This is a genomic window from Streptomyces sp. NPDC091282 (assembly GCF_044757385.1).
GTDB classification, from domain to species: Bacteria; Actinomycetota; Actinomycetes; order Streptomycetales; family Streptomycetaceae; genus Streptomyces; species Streptomyces gramineus.
In genome coordinates this window covers 1,076,497-1,093,499 of sequence record NZ_JBIVUX010000003.1, presented here as the reverse complement: position 1 = coordinate 1,093,499, position 17,003 = coordinate 1,076,497, and the positions used below count along the sequence as shown (strand labels likewise).

Annotated in this window: 12 protein-coding genes; 8 read left to right on the top strand and 4 right to left on the bottom strand. The window is 73.7% G+C overall.

Going from position 1 to position 17,003, the window contains the following annotated elements; genetic code table 11:
* Positions 1-256 precede the first annotated feature (256 nt).
* Positions 257-916 carry an NAD(P)H-dependent oxidoreductase gene (locus ACIQOE_RS18925; protein ID WP_365556361.1) on the top strand — a complete coding sequence of 220 codons (660 nt, stop codon included), beginning with the start codon at positions 257-259 and terminating at the stop codon, positions 914-916.
* A gap of 33 nt (positions 917-949) precedes the next feature.
* On the opposite strand, the gene ACIQOE_RS18920 is transcribed toward ACIQOE_RS18925, so the two are convergent.
* A complete protein-coding gene (locus tag ACIQOE_RS18920; protein WP_351322106.1) occupies positions 950-1,237 on the bottom strand; it encodes a hypothetical protein in 288 nt (95 codons plus the stop codon).
* A 383-nt stretch (positions 1,238-1,620) separates the two neighbouring features.
* Here ACIQOE_RS18920 and ACIQOE_RS18915 point away from each other — a divergent pair, with 383 nt between their 5' ends.
* Positions 1,621-2,229, top strand: coding sequence for a DUF6461 domain-containing protein (locus tag ACIQOE_RS18915; RefSeq protein WP_401412460.1), 609 nt, complete (start codon positions 1,621-1,623; stop codon positions 2,227-2,229).
* Positions 2,230-2,298: 69 nt separating this feature from the next.
* Here ACIQOE_RS18915 and ACIQOE_RS18910 read toward each other — a convergent pair whose 3' ends face one another.
* Positions 2,299-3,900 (bottom strand): ABC transporter substrate-binding protein, encoded by a 1,602-nt coding sequence (locus ACIQOE_RS18910; protein WP_351322101.1) that lies wholly within the window; start codon positions 3,898-3,900, stop codon positions 2,299-2,301.
* 342 nt (positions 3,901-4,242) lie between these two features.
* Here ACIQOE_RS18910 and ACIQOE_RS18905 point away from each other — a divergent pair, with 342 nt between their 5' ends.
* From ACIQOE_RS18905 to ACIQOE_RS18895, 3 genes are all read left to right on the top strand, one after another.
* Positions 4,243-5,334, top strand: coding sequence for a hypothetical protein (locus ACIQOE_RS18905; RefSeq protein WP_401412457.1), 1,092 nt, complete (start codon positions 4,243-4,245; stop codon positions 5,332-5,334).
* Positions 5,335-5,518: 184 nt separating this feature from the next.
* Entirely contained in the window at positions 5,519-6,526 is a 1,008-nt protein-coding gene (locus tag ACIQOE_RS18900; RefSeq protein ID WP_401412455.1) for an alpha/beta fold hydrolase, read from the top strand.
* A gap of 178 nt (positions 6,527-6,704) precedes the next feature.
* Positions 6,705-7,556, top strand: a complete 852-nt coding sequence (locus ACIQOE_RS18895; RefSeq protein ID WP_365556371.1) for an alpha/beta hydrolase — start codon at positions 6,705-6,707, stop codon at positions 7,554-7,556.
* A 114-nt stretch (positions 7,557-7,670) separates the two neighbouring features.
* On the opposite strand, the gene ACIQOE_RS18890 is transcribed toward ACIQOE_RS18895, so the two are convergent.
* Both ACIQOE_RS18890 and ACIQOE_RS18885 read right to left on the bottom strand, forming a co-directional pair.
* Complete coding sequence (locus ACIQOE_RS18890; protein WP_365556373.1) at positions 7,671-8,246, bottom strand: TetR family transcriptional regulator C-terminal domain-containing protein; 576 nt, start codon at positions 8,244-8,246, stop codon at positions 7,671-7,673.
* A 430-nt stretch (positions 8,247-8,676) separates the two neighbouring features.
* Complete coding sequence (locus ACIQOE_RS18885; RefSeq protein WP_401412452.1) at positions 8,677-10,122, bottom strand: hypothetical protein; 1,446 nt, start codon at positions 10,120-10,122, stop codon at positions 8,677-8,679.
* 160 nt (positions 10,123-10,282) lie between these two features.
* Between ACIQOE_RS18885 and ACIQOE_RS18880 the strand changes: the two genes are divergently transcribed.
* The 3 genes from ACIQOE_RS18880 (at position 10,283) to ACIQOE_RS18870 (ending at position 16,976) form a co-directional block, all read left to right on the top strand.
* The gene (locus ACIQOE_RS18880) at positions 10,283-12,124 is read left to right on the top strand and encodes a hypothetical protein (protein ID WP_401412450.1); all 1,842 of its coding nucleotides are present in this window, start codon (positions 10,283-10,285) and stop codon (positions 12,122-12,124) included.
* Positions 12,125-12,236: 112 nt separating this feature from the next.
* Positions 12,237-12,530: a WXG100 family type VII secretion target gene (locus ACIQOE_RS18875; RefSeq protein WP_351322087.1), complete on the top strand. Its 294-nt coding sequence runs from the start codon at positions 12,237-12,239 to the stop codon at positions 12,528-12,530.
* Positions 12,531-12,575: 45 nt separating this feature from the next.
* Positions 12,576-16,976 carry an FtsK/SpoIIIE domain-containing protein gene (locus ACIQOE_RS18870; protein ID WP_401412448.1) on the top strand — a complete coding sequence of 1,467 codons (4,401 nt, stop codon included), beginning with the start codon at positions 12,576-12,578 and terminating at the stop codon, positions 16,974-16,976.
* Positions 16,977-17,003: the final 27 nt, after the last annotated feature.

Sequence of the window (17,003 nt, the reverse complement as noted above, 5' to 3'; positions counted from 1 at the left end):
ACCCGAGGGCGGTCAGGGCCGAGGGCGGGGCGGGACGGCCGTGCGTCGTCGTGCCTCCCGCCGGGCGGTCATACTTCCGGTGCTTCCCACCTCAGGATGCGTGCGGGAGGTGTAACGGGGCGGCCGTGAACTTGTCCTTGGCCGGATGCCGCGGCCGCCCCGGTCACCGCCCGCGGGTCGCACGGAGGCCCGTGTCCGATGACACTCGTCCCAAGGCGACTCGCCGACCCGTACGCCCGTGAAGGAAGGACTCCCCATGACCACCGACCAGCCCCCCGGTCCGCTGCGTGTGCTGGTGCTCGGTGCGTCCGTGCGGGCCGGGTCGCTCAACGCCCGGCTCGCCTCCCTGGTGCGGGACCTCATGGCCGACAGCGGTGCCGACGTCGACCTCGCCACCCTGCGCGAATTCGGCATGCCGCTGTACGACGGCGACATGGAGGAGGCCGAGGGGCTGCCGCCGGGCGCGCTCGCGCTGCACGACCGGCTCGACCGCAGCGACGCCTTCGTCATCGCCTCGCCGGAGTACAACGCCTCCGTGCCGGGCCTGCTGAAGAACGCGATCGACTGGGTGTCCCGCATCCGGCCGCAGCCGTTCAAGACCAAGCACGCCCTGCTCGTGTCGGCGTCGCCGTCCCTGGTGGGCGGCAACCGCGGGCTGTGGGCGCTGCGGGTGCCCCTGGAGCACCTGGGCACCCGCGTCTATCCCGACATGTTCAGCCTGGCCGCGGGCCACCAGGCCTTCACCGCGGACGGGCGGCTGACGGACGCCGGGCTCCAGGAGCGGCTCGCCGAGACGGTGTCCGGATTCCTCAGCCTCGTCGAGGCCGACGTGCGGTACGTGTGCCTGGAGCGCCGGTGGTACGAGTTCCTGGGCGACCGTACGGAGGCCGACATCACCCAGCGCGCCGAGACGTGACGCCCCTGGGGCCCGACCGGGCCCGCGGCGGGTTCAGTTCCGTACCGGCGTGGCGTCGGCCGGAGATCCGGTGACGGCGGCCTGCCGGAGCAGCAGGGAGGCCAGGGCGTGCGCCTCGTCGGGGCTGAGCGCGGCCCAGGTGCCGGGGACGCCGCCGCAGTCCTCTCCGATGGCCAGCGCGATGCGGTGGACGGACCGGTCCGGCCGGCCCAGGCGCAGGCTGCGCACCTCGATCCTGCGGCCGCAGCCGGTGACGAGATGAGCGTCGTCGGCCCGGTTCTCCTGCACCCCGCGCAGCGGCTCGTCCTCGACCGTCGCCATCGGTTCCACGCTCCTTCGTCGCCGATCCGGGGGTCTCCCCGGCGGTAGCCGTCCCCCGGTCGTGCGACCGGGGCCGTATGCCCACAGGAGCGCTCCGCGGCCACCGGATTGTTCCCGGCGGACCCGAACGGCCGAGCCGGGAACGTGTATTGCGTGTTGGGGCAGTCCCGCCCGCCGGGCGTTGACGTCGCCGAACGGGCATCCGATGATCACAACCGCGCGGACACCGGACGCCTCGTGCTGTCACGGCACTCGCAGGCTCGTCCGCCGCCCCCTCCGGGATCACCCGGGCACGGGGACCGACTCCGAGATCACAGGAGAAGAGGCCGATCATGACCATGCCTGGCTTTCCGCCGAGCACCGTGGATTCCGAAGGACAGCCGGTGTGGATCACGGATCTCGAGGACGGGTACGGGAACCACATCCTGCACGTCGTGCGCGGCGTGGAGCCCGTCGAGGCGCTGAAGGCGCTGGGCGCCGAGCCGGGGTCGATCCGCTCCTGCGAACTGCCCGGGAGCAAGCCGGACGAGTCGACCTCACTGCCCCGCGCGGCGCTCGGCACCGATCCGGGAGTCGCCGCCGTGCTGCTGGCGGGGAGCACCGGCGGGTGGACCTTCGTCTACGACGACTCCGGGTGGACCTTCGAGGACGAGCCGGCCGAGACCCTGTCCGCCGGCGGCCGGGCCGCGGTGACCAGCTCGACCACCATCAACGGGGACGCCTTCTTCACGTACGCCGTCGACGGGCAGAAGATCGTGGAGATCAGCCTGGACGACCTCCACCTGCCGGACGACCTTCCCGGCATGCCCGCCGAACTGCGCGCCGCCTTCGAGGCGGCCGGTGTCGCCGACTGGGAGGATCTGGAGCCCGGTGAGGTCGACACCCTGATCGGCATGCGGGCCGCCTGCGCGCTGGCCGGCCTCGCCCTCACCCTGGACGACATACGCCGGATGCCGCTGCTGGTCGCGCAGACCGCACAGCAGCTCGACTGACCGCGACGCGCCGCAGGGCCCGGGACCGTCCGCCGTCCCGGGCCCTGCGGCGCGTCCGTTCCGCGTGGCTCAGCCGCTCAGGCCCCGTCCCAGCTCCCAGAGCTGGAGGACCGACGAGGAGTTGATGGCGTAGGCGACGCCCGTGACGTCGTCCCTGGCCGCCACGTACTGCTTGCCCTGCCACAGCGGCAGTACCGGGACGTCCTCGGCGACCGTGTCCTGGATGCGGGCCAGCGTGCCCGCGGCCTGCATCCGGTCGGGCTGGCGGCGGGTCTCGGGGATCAGCGTCCGCTGGATGTCCTTGTTGGAGTACGGCGAGTTGAGGAAGTTGTCCTTGTCGAGGAACGGCGCGACGAAGTTGTCCGCGTCGGGGAAGTCCGGGAACCAGCCCATGCCGTACACGCCGTAGGCGCCCTTGCGTTCGGCCGAGCTGAAGGTCGACCAGGGGGTGCCCTGGATCGTCACGTCGAAGAGGCCGCTCGCGCGCAGCTGCTCGCTCAGGATCTCGAACTCCTCCTTCGTGGCGGACCCGTAGTGGTCGGTGGTGTAGTGCAGCGTCAGCTTCACCGGGGTGGCGACGCCCGCCTTCGCCAGCAGGTCCTTGGCCCGCGCGACGTCGGGGTCGCCGTACTTGTTGAAGAACGAGTTGGAGTGCCCGGCCAGGGTCGCCGGGACCAGCGAGTACAGCGGCTCGGCCTGGGTGCCGTACACCTTGGCCACCAGTGCCTCGCGGTCGACGAGCTGGGCCATGGCCTGCCGGACGGCCTTGGTCCTGATGACGGGCGCGTCGGTGTCGAAGCCCAGGTAGCGGATCTCCAGGCCCGGCATCTCGACCAGGTCGACCTTGGCGTCGGTGCCCGCGTCGAGCTTCTCGATCTGGGCCGGCGACATCGTCCGGATCATGACATCGATGTCCCCTTTGTCGATCGCGGCGCCCATCGCGTTCGTGTCGTCGTAGACACGCACCACGACCTGGTCGTTGTTGACCGTCAGACTCCCCTTGTACGTGGGGTTCTTGGTGTACGTGACCTCCGTGACGGTGTCGCCCTTCACGGCCGCCCTGAAGGTGTACGGGCCCGAGCCGTCGACCGCGAAGCCGTCGCGCAGCTTGTCCGGGTCGTAGTGCTTGGCACTGACGATGCCCGCGACGGGGGTCGTGAGCTTGAACGGGAAGGTCGCGTCGGCCGTCTTGAGGTGGAAGACGATCTCGCGGTCGCTCGGGGTCTCGATCGTGTCGATCGTGTTGAGCAGCGCGGCGACCCCGGTGTCGGCGTCGATGTGCAGGGACCGTTCGATGGAGTCCTTGACGACGCGGGAGGTGATCTTCTCGCCGTCCGAGAACTGGAGGTCCTTGCGCAGGGTGCAGGCGTAGCGCTCGTCGCCGTGGTCGGTGAAGCCGCAGCGCTCGGCGGCCTCGGGCACCGGGGAGCCCTCGCCCTTGGGCTCGATCATCAGCGTCTGGACCGTCTGCCGCAGCAGGTTCCAGGAGTTGGTGTCGTAGGTGTAGGCCGGGTCGAGGGGGGCCGGTGCCTCCTTGGTGGCCGTGAACCTGTCGGTGGTGCCGACGACGATGGTGGCACCGGCGCTTCCGCCGTCCTGTCCGCCGCACGCGGTGATGACCGGAGCGAGCAGGCCGGCCACCGCCGACAGCGCCAAAGTCCTGCGGTTCATGCGTTGTTCTCCAAGGGACGTTCCGTGCCTGCGGCGCCCGCGCGGGGGTGCCGAGGCGGCGCACCGGGCTGCGGTCGCCGGCCGCCGAGATCCCGTCGAACGGATCGTTCCGCCTCGACAGTCGGTGGAATGTAAGACGGCGACCGGCCGTGACTCCACAAGTCAGGCCCGCATGCTGCGTGATCGGGTAGGGCCACGGCGTCAAAGGGCCGAGTTCGGCGCGGTCGTCCGGCCGGCCCGGTCGCCGCCGCTTTTGATCTCCTTCTGCGCGGTGTCGGCGCCCGGTGCGACGGGCCGGCCGCGTCGACAGCACCCGACCCTGTCCAGGAGCGTCCCGTCCCCATGAACCCCGCGCACGACCACGGCACTTCTCCCGCCGGCCCGCGAGCCCCGGAGTGGACCCCGCGGCTCGGTACGGCCGTCGAACGCCGCCCGCTGCCGGACGGGGTGGGGCGGGTCGAGGACATGGCCGCGACCGGGCGCGGCATCCTGCTCCTCGGCGAGGACGGCCGCCTTCACCTGTGGGACGGCCGGGGGCGGGTGGGCGTCGAGGCCGGCCGCAGCGACGTCGGCCGGACCGACGGCGGCCGGTCCTGGGACGACCGGGCCGGGACCCGGCGCCTGCACGCCTCGGCGGACGGGCGCTTCGCGGCCGTGGTCGTGGACCACGGGCGGCACGGCGAGGTCCTGGACCTGGACACCGGAGCGGTGACGCTCGCGCTGCGCAACGACGGCTTCCACAGCGGCACCGTCCCCTTCTCCCTGGCGTTCACCGTGCACGCGGGGCGGCACGTGGTGCTGCACCGCACCGCGTGGAACCGGATCACGGCCGCTGACGCGGCGACGGGCGCGGCCCTGACCGCGATACCGACCGAGCGGCCGGAGATGCCCTGGGTGTCGGTGTTCCACGGCGCCCTGCACCCCAGCCCCGGCGGCGGGCGCGTGGTGTCGGACGGCTGGCACTGGCACCCCTACGGAACGGTGGTCGCCTGGAACCTGCGGGCCTGGCTGGCCGGGCTGGAGTCCGCCTGGCCGGCCGCGGTCGGATGGGCGCAGCTCGACGGCTGCCGGGCGCACTGGAACCGGCCGGTGACCTGGCTCGACGAGAACCGGCTGGCCGTCGGCGGGCTCGGCGGCACCGAGGACCTGCTGGTGGACGGGGTGACCGTGTACGAGTTCCTGGACCAAGACGGCGGGCACCGGGTCGCGCAGCGGTTCACCGGTCCCGGCGGACGGCTGTTCGCCGTGGACGGCCTGCTGCTGTCGGCCGGGGAGACCGGTGCGGAGATCTGGGATCCGGTGGCGGGCGCCCGGATCGGCGCGGTTCCCGGGTTCCGGCCCACTCACCGGCATCCGCGTACCGGCGAGCTGCTGGAACTCCACGCCGGCAGCGGCGAGCTGCGCAGCTGGCGGCCGCGGGCGGGCGAGGTGTGAGGGGAGCCACGGCACCGGCCGGGTTGTTGAAACGTCAATCACCTATTACCGTTTTCGGTGGGTGATTGCTTAGCGATTGCCCCGTTTTGGATCAATCGATCCACCTCCCGAATCGATCCACCTCCCGGCGGTGGAGTTCCGCTGCCACATAGTGGAGCGATCATTCCAGATAAGAGGATTTCTCATGAGGAAGACCCAGCTGACCGCCCTCGTCGGCGGCGCGGCCGTCGCCGCCACGCTGGCCACCACGCTGGCCGGCGCCCCCGCGTTCGCGACGCAGCCCGAGCACGGGTCCGGGCCCGGCCGCCCCGCCCGTGCCGCCGCCGAGCCGCGGGTGCCCGCCGGTTTCACGGAGCACAAGGTGAAGGTCGGCAAGGTGGGCATCGACTACGTGGAGGGCGGGCGCGGCAAGACCCTGGTCCTGCTGCACGGCTACCCGCAGAGCTGGTACGAGTGGCACAAGGTCATGCCCGAGCTGAGCAGGCACTACCACGTGATCGCGCCCTCGCTGCGGGGCGCCGGCGCCAGTGACGCCCCCGCGTCCGGCTACGACAAGAAGACCATGGCCGAGGACGTCCACGGGCTCCTGGAGAAGCTCGGACGCGACCGCGACGTCAACCTGGTCGGCCACGACATCGGCACGATGGTCGCCTACGCCTACGCCTCCGCGCACCCCGGCAGCGTCTCCAAGCTCGTCCTGAGCGAGGCCCCCCTCCCGGACAAGAGCCTCTACACGTTCCCCTCCCTCACCGCGCAGGGTCCGGGCTTCTGGAACTTCGGATTCTTCAACGTCACCAACGGCCTGCCGGAAGCGGCCGTCAAGGGACACGAGACGGAGTGGGTCGAGCGCTTCTCCGACATGCTGGAGCACGACAAGGACGGCGTGACACCCCGGGACGCGGCGGTCTACGGCCACTACCTCAAGGACCCCGCGCACCTGCGGGCGAGCTTCGAGTGGTTCCGGGCGCTGAACAAGGACGTCGCCGACAACGCCGTCTACGGCAAGCGGAAGCTGACGATGCCCGTCCTGGCGCTCGGCGCGCAGTACAGCCTGGGCAGCGCCGTCCCCGACCAGGTCAGCCGGTACGGGACCCATGTCACCGGCGAGGTCGTTCCCGGTTCCGGCCACTGGCTGTGGGAGGAGAAGCCCGCGGAGATGACCGCGCGCCTCCTGGACTTCCTGGACCGCTGACCGGGCCCGGCCCGCGTTCATTCCCGCCGCCGGTGTGACCCATCTTCCGTCGTACGGCTGTTGCCGACGCCCGGAGGCCGCCGCTAGGTTCCAAGTGAACAGAACGTTCTATCTACGCTGCGGTCGGCGCGCGACCTCGCGCGCCCGCACCCCGCAGTCACCCCGAAGGAGAAGTCAGGTGTTCCAGCACCGCTCCGGCCGTCTCGCGGCCATCGCCACCACGGCCCTCGCGCTCGCCGCGGGCGTCAGCACCACCACCGCGTTCGCCACCCAGGACCACCATGCGGACGCGGCGGCCAAGCCGACCGTGGTCCTCGTGCACGGCGCCTGGGCGGACTCGTCGAGCTGGAACGGGGTCGTGCGGCGCCTGCAGGGCGACGGCTACCGGGTGACGGCCCCCGCCACCCCGTTGCGCGGCCTCAGCAGCGACGCCTCCTACCTGGCCGACTACCTCAAGACGGTCAAGGGACCGATCGTCCTGGTGGGCCACTCCTACGGCGGAGCCGTCATCACCGACGCGGCGGCAGGCAACCCGCGGGTGAAGGCCCTCGTCTACATCGCCGCCTTCGCTCCGGACAAGGGCGAGAGCGCCGCCGGCCTGGCCGCCGAGTACCCCGGCAGCCACCTCAGCGACGACCCGCACGCCCCGGTGCCGACGGCCCTGAACCCGGTCCCGTTCACGCAGGCCGACGGCAGCACCGGCGTCGACCTCTACATCAAGCCGGACAAGTACCGCGACGTCTTCCTCAGCAACCGGCTCGGCGCGGCGAAGGCGGCCGAACTCGCCGCCACCCAGCGGCCGGTGACCGCGCAGGCGCTGGGCGAGCCCTCGACCGCTCCGGCCTGGAGGAGCATCCCCTCGTGGTACCTGGTCGCCGGCGCGGACCACGCCATCCCGCCCGCCGCCCAGCGGGCCATGGCCGCCCGCGCCCACGCGCACACCGTCGAGGTGGCCGCACCGCACGACGTGGCCGTCACCGACCCGCACGCCGTGACCCGGCTGGTCGAGCGGGCCGCCACCGCCCGCTGACGCTCCACGGCCGCACGGACCAGGGCTTAGGGACCCCGGGCGGGGCAGGCCGACGGCTGCGGCGGTGACATGGTGCCAGGCGGCCGGGGCGTCACGCTCGGGGGCGCCGCGGGGTCAGTCCAGGGTGCGCATCGCGACGGACAGGGCGTCCTGCGCGAACTCCCGCCCCATCCGGGCGCGGCCGATGACCCGGATCCCCTGGATGAACGTGGTGAAGAACCGGGCCAGCTCCCGCGGGTCCTTGTCCGCGGCGATCTCGCCCCGGGCCTGGGCCCGCTCCAGGCCGCCGGCCAGGAACGTCTCGACCTGGCGCATGGCGGCGGTCACACGGTCCGACGCCGCCTGCTGGTCGCCGCACTGGGTGGAGGTGTTCACCACCAGGCAGCCGCGCGTGGGGTCGGCGAGGTCCGCCTCGATCATGGAGGTCAGCACCTGGCGGATGGCGGGCCGGATCTCCGCCGTCCCTTCGATGACCCGCTCCAGGTCGGCGGCCTGGAGGGAGGCGTACCGGTCCAGGGAGCGGAGATAGAGCTGTTCCTTCGAGCCGAAGGCCGCGTAGAAGCTGCCGCTGCCGATGGACAGCTCCTGGAGCAGGTCCTGGAGCGAGGTCTCGGCGTAGCCGCGGCGCCAGAACAGGTCGGTGGCGCGGTCCACGGCCTGGTCTATGTCGAACTCCCTGGTGCGTGCCATGGGGCCAGGCTAGCGCGCTTTGTGGAGTAGTCAATCAATAATCATCGCCGTGCTCCGCCCGGCCGCGTCCCGGCCGGTGAGGGGCGTGCGCAGGTCTGCCTGACGGGTCACGCGCGGGGCCCGTCAGGGCAGGATGCGCAGGTCGGCCTTGTCGGTCCCGACGGCTCGGTGCGACGCTCGCACGGTCGGCTCGGGCGGTTCCTGAAGGACGTCCGGGCGGACGGGCGGAGACAGCCCATCGTCCCGATCGGCCTCCCGCAGCGTTGTGGCGACTCATGCTCCCCCGCGGAGACACTGGAACGCCGCGGGCCGCCCCCACCACGCCCGTCGGCGTGGACGGAGGAAGGCCCGCTCCCCAGTCGTAACTCCCCACGGGGGCGCGGGCCTTCCCTCAGGCCGCGACCATGACTTCAGGCCGGGACCGCGACTCTCAGGCCGGGACCGTGACCTTCAGGTCCAGCACCGGGATGTCGACGCGGCCCTCGCCGTCGGCGTACCAGTGCCAGTGCGCGTCCGGCGACCCGCCGTAGACGAGCCCGGTCCAGCCCGCACCGCCCGGACCGCACAGCGCCGCCAGTTCGGCGGCCTCCCGCCCGTCCGGCGTGCCCGCCACCACCACCAGGCCCTGCACCGGCCGCCGCGAGGCGGCGGCGCGCACGGTGCCCCGCGCCGGTGCCGGAGCGGCCACGGCCGGCGGACCGGCCTGCGGCAGCTGCCGCAGGCCCGGCGGTACGAGGAGCGGCGGGGCGTCGGCCGCACCGCGCAGCACGGTCACCGGGGTGCCGGGGCGGGTGCGGGCGATCTCCGCCAGCAGGTTCTGCACGACGTCACGGGCCACCGATTTCTCGCCGGTCACGCTGAGGACGCCGTCCAGGCGGCTGAGGTCGACGAACACGGGCCGTCCTTCGGCGTCCGTGCCGGCCCGCACCAGGCAGGCCGCGGTGGGCGCGGCGGCGGCCGGGGCGGTGCCGGACGGGGGGTACGGGCCCGGCGCACCGGCCGGGCGGCGCCAGCGTGTGCCGTCGGCGTTCGTCCAGGGCGCGTCGGCGGTGTCGGACGGCGACAGCCACACCGTCACCTCGCGCGCGTCGACGCTGAGCGCGTGCACCGCCCGCTCCGGCGCCCGGTCCGTGGCGGCGAACTCGCCGAGGGCGTCGTAGGCACGCCGTACCGACTCGGCGTCCGCGTCGAACCAGCGGCCCGTCGCCTGCCGCTGCGCCAGCCTGCGGCGCCTGCGTGCGGGCTCGCCCAGCCTGCCCAGGGCGCGGCCGGCCGCCGACCATCCGGCGCGCACCTTCCGGCGCCCCACGATGCCCGCCGTGACCAGCGCGAGCAGGACCGCGCCGAGCAGCGCGACCGCGGCGGCCAGCGGAATGGTGAGCACGGTGGACGACTGCCCGCCGCCCGTGCCCGCCCCGGCCGGCTGCCCGGAGCCGGGCGGGGCGGAGGTGCCGCCGCCCTGGCCCGAGGTGTCCCTCGCCAGCTGGACGCCGGGCCCCGAGGCGTCCTGCGGCAGCCGCAGGATCCAGCCGGGGTGCAGCTGGTCGCCGGGGCCGGTGAGGGCGCCGCCGTCCTTCTGCGTCTGGCCCTGGTTGAGCCGGAGGATCTCGTCGGCCCGTGCCGGGTCGCCCAGGACGGCCGCGGCGATCGAGGGGAGCGTGGCGAGCTGCCCGCCGGTCTGCGCCGGGTCCTGGACCACGAACACCTTGACCAGGTCGTCGCCCGGCGGTGCCGCCGCCGCGGGACCCGCCGTACCGAGCGCCACCAGGAACGCCGCGAACAGCGCGGTCAGGGCGTGCAGCAGAGCCCGCGGGATGCTCGGTGCCGAGACGGTTCTCGGCCGGTGCTCGGGCAGTCGGCCCGCGCCGTTGCTCATCGTGTCCACCCATGTCGTCCGGTGTTGCGTTGCACCGACTACACGGTGCCGCCGGGCCGGAACGTTCGAACGCGGCGCGAGATTTGTTGAACCCTCCAGGACTCCCGCCCCGTGTACCTCGCGATCGCACGCCACAGGAACCGGACCCGGGGGATCGCACATGGCACGTCGGCACTCGAGCCCCGAGGACTTCCAGCTGCTCGGCATGGACTCGGACCCGACCCCCGGCGACCCGGCCGTCATCCAGGACATCGCCAAGCGCTACCGGGAGATCGGCGACGCCGCCGAGCGGGCCTTCGACCTCATGAAGAAGGACGGCGGGCTGTCCCGGGGCAAGGGCGCGGCGATGGACAAGCTCACGGAGAAGATCGGTGACGATCTGCCGGAGAAGCTGAAGACCACGATGACGTCGTACCACGACGCCGCCCAGGCCTACAGCGAGTACATCCCCCGGCTCCAGGAGGCGCAGGGCACGTTCGACCAGGCCGTGGACCGGGCACGGACCGCGGCGCCGCAGGCGAACCTGACCCCGCCGCAGCTGAGCGCCCAACCCACCGACGAGGAGAAGGCGCAGGCGCGTTCGGCGCAGGACTCCATCGCCGCCGGGCAGGCGGAGATGGGCGCGGCCCGCGGCCTCGCGGAGCAGGCGAAGGCCATGCGGGAGAGTGCCCAGCGGCGGTGCGCCGAGGTGCTGGACCGCGCGGCGTCGGAGGCGATCCCGGAACGGAACATCTTCCAGAAGATCGCCGACTTCTTCAAAGACTTCCCCTTCGTGCAGATCATCCTGGCCCTGCTCGTGGCGGTCGTCTCGGTGTTCTTCCCGCTCGTCGGCGTGCTGCTCGGCGGCGCGTTGTTCATCTTCAACCAAGTCGTGGCGAGTCAGACCGGCGGGATCAAGGCCGGGGACTTCGTCACCGGGCTGCTCGGCATCATCCCCGGCGGCTCGCTGCTCAAGCTCGGCGGCCGGGCGCTGGAGGCCGCCGCCCCCGCGCTCGTGGCCGCGGTGAAGAACTTCCCGCTGCTCAAGCAGGCCACGGGCAGTATCGGCAGGATCGGGGAGTCCCTCACCAACACCAAGGTGATCGGGGGCTTCATCCGCAGCCCCGTGGGCAAGGCCGCCGGCGACATCACCAAGGACTTCGCCGTCAACTCCGGTATCGAGGCGGCGTCCAAGGCCGCCAACCACGACCAGCTCACGGCCGCCGGCATCCTCGCGGGGGCCGCGGCCGGTGCGGTGGCCAAGACGGCCTTCAAGGGCGTGGTGGGCGGGATCGGCAAGGCCCGCGGCAACACGCCGGTGGAGGAGGGACAGCCCGGCCGGTTCGGCGACACCACGGAGCCGGCCCTGGGCGACTCCCTCGGCAAGAAGTTCTCCGACCAGGCGGGCGCCACCCTTGAGGAAGGCGCGACCCTCGGTACGAAGATCGGCGTCGGGGTGGCCCAGGGCGGCGACCCCAACGAGGTCGCCGCCGGCGAGATCGCCAACTCGGCGGCCAAAATCGGCGTCGGGGCGATCGGCAAGGCCGGGTTCGGCCGCTCCGTCGACGGCCTCACCGACAAGATCCCGTTCAAGGGGAGCCCTCGCCCGGACGTCACGCCCCCCGCGCCGCACCCCGCGACTCCGCCTTCCCCGCCGGAGACCCGGCCCACGACTCCCGCACCGGACACCCGGCCCACCACACCGGCGCCCGCACCGGACACCCGGCCCGCCACACCCGCGCCCGCACCGGCACCCCCGGCCGCAGCCCCCGCCCCGGCCCCCGCACCCGTGCCCGCGACGGCCCCGGCATCGGCGCCTGCCGCAGCTCCGGCCCCTGCGCCCGCACCCGCGACCGCGCCCCAGCCCGCCCCCGCGCCGGCGCCGACCCCCGCACCCGCACCCGCACCCGCATCCGCCCCGGCCCCCGCTCCCGCGACCGCCCCGGTGGACGCGGGTCCCGCCGGTCCGGCGTCTCCCGCCGCCTCGGACGGCCCGCCCCCGGGCGGCGGCCAAGGCGGCTAGGGCGGCCAAGGCGGCTACAGCGGCCAGGGCGGCCAGGCCCGCCCCCGCGCCCCTCCAGTTCTCCATCCCCGAACGGATGGACCGTACCGATCACCAGCAAGGAGTACTCCACGTGCCCAACTACAGCGTCAACTCCGACACCACCTCGTCGACCTCGCAGGCCCTGCTGAACGACTTCGCCCAGCTCCAGGACAAGCTCAACGAGGTCCGGGGCAAGATCACCAACCTGCTCGCCGACGGCTACAGCACCCCGGCCGCCCAGCAGAAGTTCTCCCCGTTCTTCGACGAGTTCGCGAAGGGCTTCGAGCAGGTCAACCAGGGCCTCCAGGGCATCGGCCAGTACGTGAAGACCGTCGGCGAGGCCTTCGACCAGACCGACAACCAGCTCGGCTCCGCCCTCTCCTGACCCGCCGGCCCCGCACCCACCGCTACTCGAAAAGGACGATGAGCAGTGCGACTGACCGTCAGTGTTCGTGACCCGCGGGCCGAGGGGGTGTCCACCACCGTCTCCGTACGGACCGAACCCGCCGCCACCGCGGGCAGGTTCGCGTCCGGGCTGGCACGTGCCGTCGGGTACGCGGGGGCCGACGGCACCGCGGCCCCGGAGCCGGCCCTGTACATCGGCTCGACGCTCGTCGACCCGCTCAGCACCCTTCAGGCAGCGGGTGTGCGGGACGGCATGGACCTGGGCCTCGGCGCTCCCCTCCCCGGGGAGGCCGAGCCCGAGGGCCGTACCGAGGTCCGGGTCGTCTCCGGACCGGGCGCGGGCACCACCTACCGCCTGGTCCCCGGCGACTACGGCATCGGCACCGGCCCCGGCTGCCGGATCCGCCTGGCCGAGGGCGCGCCCGCGCTCGCGGCCCGGGTACGGGTCCACGTCGACGGCCGGGCGGAACTGCTGGAGGCCGAGGCGGCCCTGCTCGACGGGAAGCCCTCGCCCCTGCCCTCGCCCTGGCGCGAGGGCAGCCAGCTCGCCGTCGGCACCATCCTGCTGGAGCTCACCTCACGGCGGGCGGCGCAGGCCCCGCTGGTCGCGGCGGAGGACGGGCTCGGCCTGGAGTTCAACCGGCCGCCGCGGTTCCTGCCGCCCGCGGCCGGCGGGAAGTTCCGGCTGCCCACCCCGCCGGTCAAGCCCGACAAGCGGCCGATCCCGCTGCTGCCGATCCTGCTGCTGCCGGCCGGCAGCGCCGCCATCGCCATCTTCGTCACCCACCGGTGGTCGTTCGTCTTCATCGCCCTGCTCTCGCCGATCGCCGCGCTGGTCACCCAGTTCGGCGGCCGCAAGCAGGCGATGCTCAAGTACCTGGAGAAAAAGGAGGAGTACGACCGGGCCGCGGCCGGCGTCCGCGCCGACATCGACGCCGCCGTCCTCGACGAGCAGCACAACCTCCGTCTCTCCCTGCCCGATCCGGCCGCGCTGCTCCAGATGGCGGTCCAGCCGTCCGAGCGGCTGTGGGAACGCCGCTGGCAGGACCCCGACTTCCTGACCGTGCGCGCCGGCACCACCGATCTGCCGTCGTCGGTCAGCGTCGACGACCCGGAGCAGGAGGAGCACCGCCGCACCACCGTGCCGTGGCTGCACCAGGTGCCGGTCGCCCTGCCGCTGCGCCGGGTGGGCGTCGCGGGCGTCGCGGGACCGGGCGCGACCCGGCTGGCCGGCTGGCTGACCGCGCAGGCCGCCGCCCTGCACAGCCCGACCGACCTGCGCATCGTGGTCCTCGCCGGGCCGTCCGGCGAACGCGACTGGTCGTGGACCCGCTGGCTGCCGCACGGCCAGGCGCAGGGCGAGGACGCGTACGCCCTGATCGGCAGCACCGCCGAGTCGCTGGCCCGGCGGATCGGCGAACTCGGCCAGATCGTCGCCGCGCGCGGCGCGGCCGGACCCGACATCACCCGCGGCGGCGCCAACGGCTACCCCGACATCCTCGTCGTCCTGGAGGAGGCGCGCCGGGCCCGTTCGCTGCCCGGCGTCATCGCCCTGCTGCGCGACGGCCCGTCGGTGGGCGTGCACACCATCTGCATCGACCGGGAGGAGCGGCTGCTGCCGGAGGAGTGCGGCGCCGTCGTCGTCGCCGACGCCGCCACCGGCACCGTCAAGGTCCGCACCGGTTCCGCGGCCGCGCTGGAGAACGTGCGCGGCGACTCCCCCGAACCTGCCTGGTACGAGGACTTCGCACGGGCACTGGCCCCGCTGCGCGGAGTGGGCGACAGCGACGAGAGCGCGCTGCCCGGCTCCGTGCGGCTGCTCGACCTGCTGGGCCTCGAACCGCCCGGCGCGCAGGCGCTGGTGGCGGGCTGGTCGCTGGGCGGCCGCTCCACGAGAGCGGTCCTCGGCGTCGGCTACGACGGTGAGTTCGCCGTCGACCTGGTGCGCGACGGACCGCACGCGCTGATCGCCGGCACCACCGGCTCCGGCAAGTCCGAACTGCTGCAGACCCTGGTCGCCACCCTCGCCGTGGTCAACCGGCCCGACGAGATGACGTTCGTCCTCGTCGACTACAAGGGCGGCAGCGCCTTCGCCGAGGCCGCCGACCTGCCGCACACGGTCGGCCTGGTCACCGACCTCGACACCCGGCTGGTGGAGCGGGCGCTGGTGTCGCTCGGCGCCGAACTGCGCCGCCGTGAGACGCAGTTGGCGCAGGCCGGGGCCAAGGACATCGAGGACTACCTCGACAAGCGCTCGCGCGGCGGCGACGTGCTGCCGCCGCTGCCGCGACTGCTGCTGGTCATCGACGAGTTCGCGTCCATGGTCCGCGAACTGCCCGACTTCATCTCGGGCCTGGTGAACATCGCGCAGCGCGGCCGGTCCCTCGGCATCCACCTGGTGCTCGCCACCCAGCGGCCCGGCGGCGCGGTCACCCCGGACATCCGGGCCAACACCAACCTGCGGATCGCGCTGCGCACCACCGACACCGGCGAGAGCCGGGACATCATCGACGCCCCCGACTCCGGTGACATCTCGCCCGCCAACCCGGGCCGCGCCTACGCCCGGCTCGGCCCGTCGGCGCTGCTGCCGTTTCAGTCCGGGCGTGTCGGCGGCCGCCGTCCCGGCGGGCTGCCCGCCCAGGGCACCGAGGTCGCCGTCGACGCGACCCCGGTGGCCTGGAAGGACCTCGGCGGACCGCTGCCGGCCCCGCGCGGGCGCGCGGGCGGACCCGCGGCGCGGACCGAGGCCGTCACCGACCTCGCCGTGCTCGTCGCCGCCGTCGCCGAGGCCGCCGCGCTCAGCGGGGTGCCGCGCCAGCCCAGCCCGTGGCTGCCGCCGCTGCCCACGCTGCTGCCGTGGACCCCGGCGCCCGCGCCCGAGCCCGCCGCCGCACGCGAGGCCGCGCTGCCCGCCGTCACGTACGGCATGGTCGACCTGCCCGCCCGGCAGAGCCGCGCGCCGCTGACGTTCGACCTCGACCGCGCGGGCCATCTGCACGTCATCGGCTCGCCGCGCAGCGGCCGTTCGCAGACGCTGCGCACCCTGGCCGCCGCGCTCGGCCAGGCGCACGGCGCCGACGACGTGCACCTGTACGGCATCGACTGCGGCAACGGCGCGCTCAACGTGCTCGCCGAACTCCCGCACTGCGGTGCCGTCGTGGACCGCACCCAGACCGAACGGCTGGGCCGGCTCCTGGACCGGCTCGGCGCCGAACTCACCGCACGCCAGGCCGTCTTGGGCTCGCGCGGCACGGCCGACCTCACCGAACTGCGGCGCGGCCAGCCGCCGGGCGGGCGGCTCGCGCACATCGTGCTGCTGGTCGACCGGTTCGAGGTCTTCGAGCGGGAGTTCGCGGCGTACGACAACGGCAGCTACCTGGAGCGGATGCTCCGCCTGCTGCGCGACGGCGCGGGCGTCGGCATCCACGTCGTCCTCGCCGGTGACCGGGTGCTCGGCGGCAGCCGCTTCTCCGGCACCACCGAGGACAAGATCGTCCTCAGGCTCAACGACCGCCAGGACTACTCCGGCGTCGGCATCCCGACGAAGTCCGCGCCGGCCGACCCCGAGCCCGGCCGCGGCATCCGCCCGCAGGACCTCAGCGAGGCGCAGATCGCCGTGCTCGGCGAGGACCTGGCCGGCACCGCGCAGGCCGAGGTGCTGTCCGCCCTGGCCCGGCAGCTGACCGAGCGCGAGGCCGACGTCCCCGCCGACCGGCGCGCGGTCAGGCTGGACGTGCTGCCCGACCGGATCAGCTACGCCGACGCGCTCGCCCTGCACACGGCCGCCGGGCCGATGCGGCCGCTGGTGGCCGTCGGCGGGGACACCCTCACCTCGCTCGGTCCCGACCTCACGGACGTGCCCACCTTCGTGATCGCCGGGCCGCCGCGCACCGGGCGCAGCTCCGCGCTGCTCACCGCGGCGGAGTCGCTGCTCGCGGCCGGTACGGGCCTGATCGTGCTGGCACCGCGCCGCTCACCGCTGCGCGGGCTCGGCGGACGGCCGGGCGTGGTCGCTGTGATCACCGACGCCGAGGTGCCGGCGGGCGAGTTCCGGCAGGCGCTGAACAACGTCTCCCAGGAGTACGGGGTGATCGTCGTCGACGACGCCGAACTCTTCATGGGGGCGGAGATCGACTCCGATCTCGCGGTGCTCGCCCGCGGCGGCGCAGGCACCGGCTGGGGCGTGCTCGCGGCCGGCAACGCCGAGTCGCTGTCGCTGAGCCTGGCCGGATGGATGGGCCAGGTCAAGCGCAACCGCACCGGCATGCTGCTCTCCCCGCAGGGGCTGAGCGACGGCGAGGTCATCGGCGTGAAGCTGACCCGCGGGGTGGTGGGCCAGGCCCCGCAGCCGGGGCGCGGCCTGCTGCACCTGGGGGACGGCGTGCTGCGGACCGTCCAGGTGCCGTATTTGGGCGCGGACGGGTAGCGCCGCGGGAGTCCGCAGGGGCGGCCG

Coding starts and splice junctions, on each gene's coding strand:
- ACIQOE_RS18925 (WP_365556361.1), top strand. CDS start 257: ATGACCACCGACCAGCCCCCCGGTCCGCTGCGTGTGCTGGTGCTCGGT.
- ACIQOE_RS18920 (WP_351322106.1), bottom strand. CDS start 1,237: ATGGCGACGGTCGAGGACGAGCCGCTGCGCGGGGTGCAGGAGAACCGG.
- ACIQOE_RS18910 (WP_351322101.1), bottom strand. CDS start 3,900: ATGAACCGCAGGACTTTGGCGCTGTCGGCGGTGGCCGGCCTGCTCGCT.
- ACIQOE_RS18905 (WP_401412457.1), top strand. CDS start 4,243: ATGAACCCCGCGCACGACCACGGCACTTCTCCCGCCGGCCCGCGAGCC.
- ACIQOE_RS18900 (WP_401412455.1), top strand. CDS start 5,519: ATGAGGAAGACCCAGCTGACCGCCCTCGTCGGCGGCGCGGCCGTCGCC.
- ACIQOE_RS18890 (WP_365556373.1), bottom strand. CDS start 8,246: ATGGCACGCACCAGGGAGTTCGACATAGACCAGGCCGTGGACCGCGCC.
- ACIQOE_RS18885 (WP_401412452.1), bottom strand. CDS start 10,122: ATGAGCAACGGCGCGGGCCGACTGCCCGAGCACCGGCCGAGAACCGTC.
- ACIQOE_RS18880 (WP_401412450.1), top strand. CDS start 10,283: ATGGCACGTCGGCACTCGAGCCCCGAGGACTTCCAGCTGCTCGGCATG.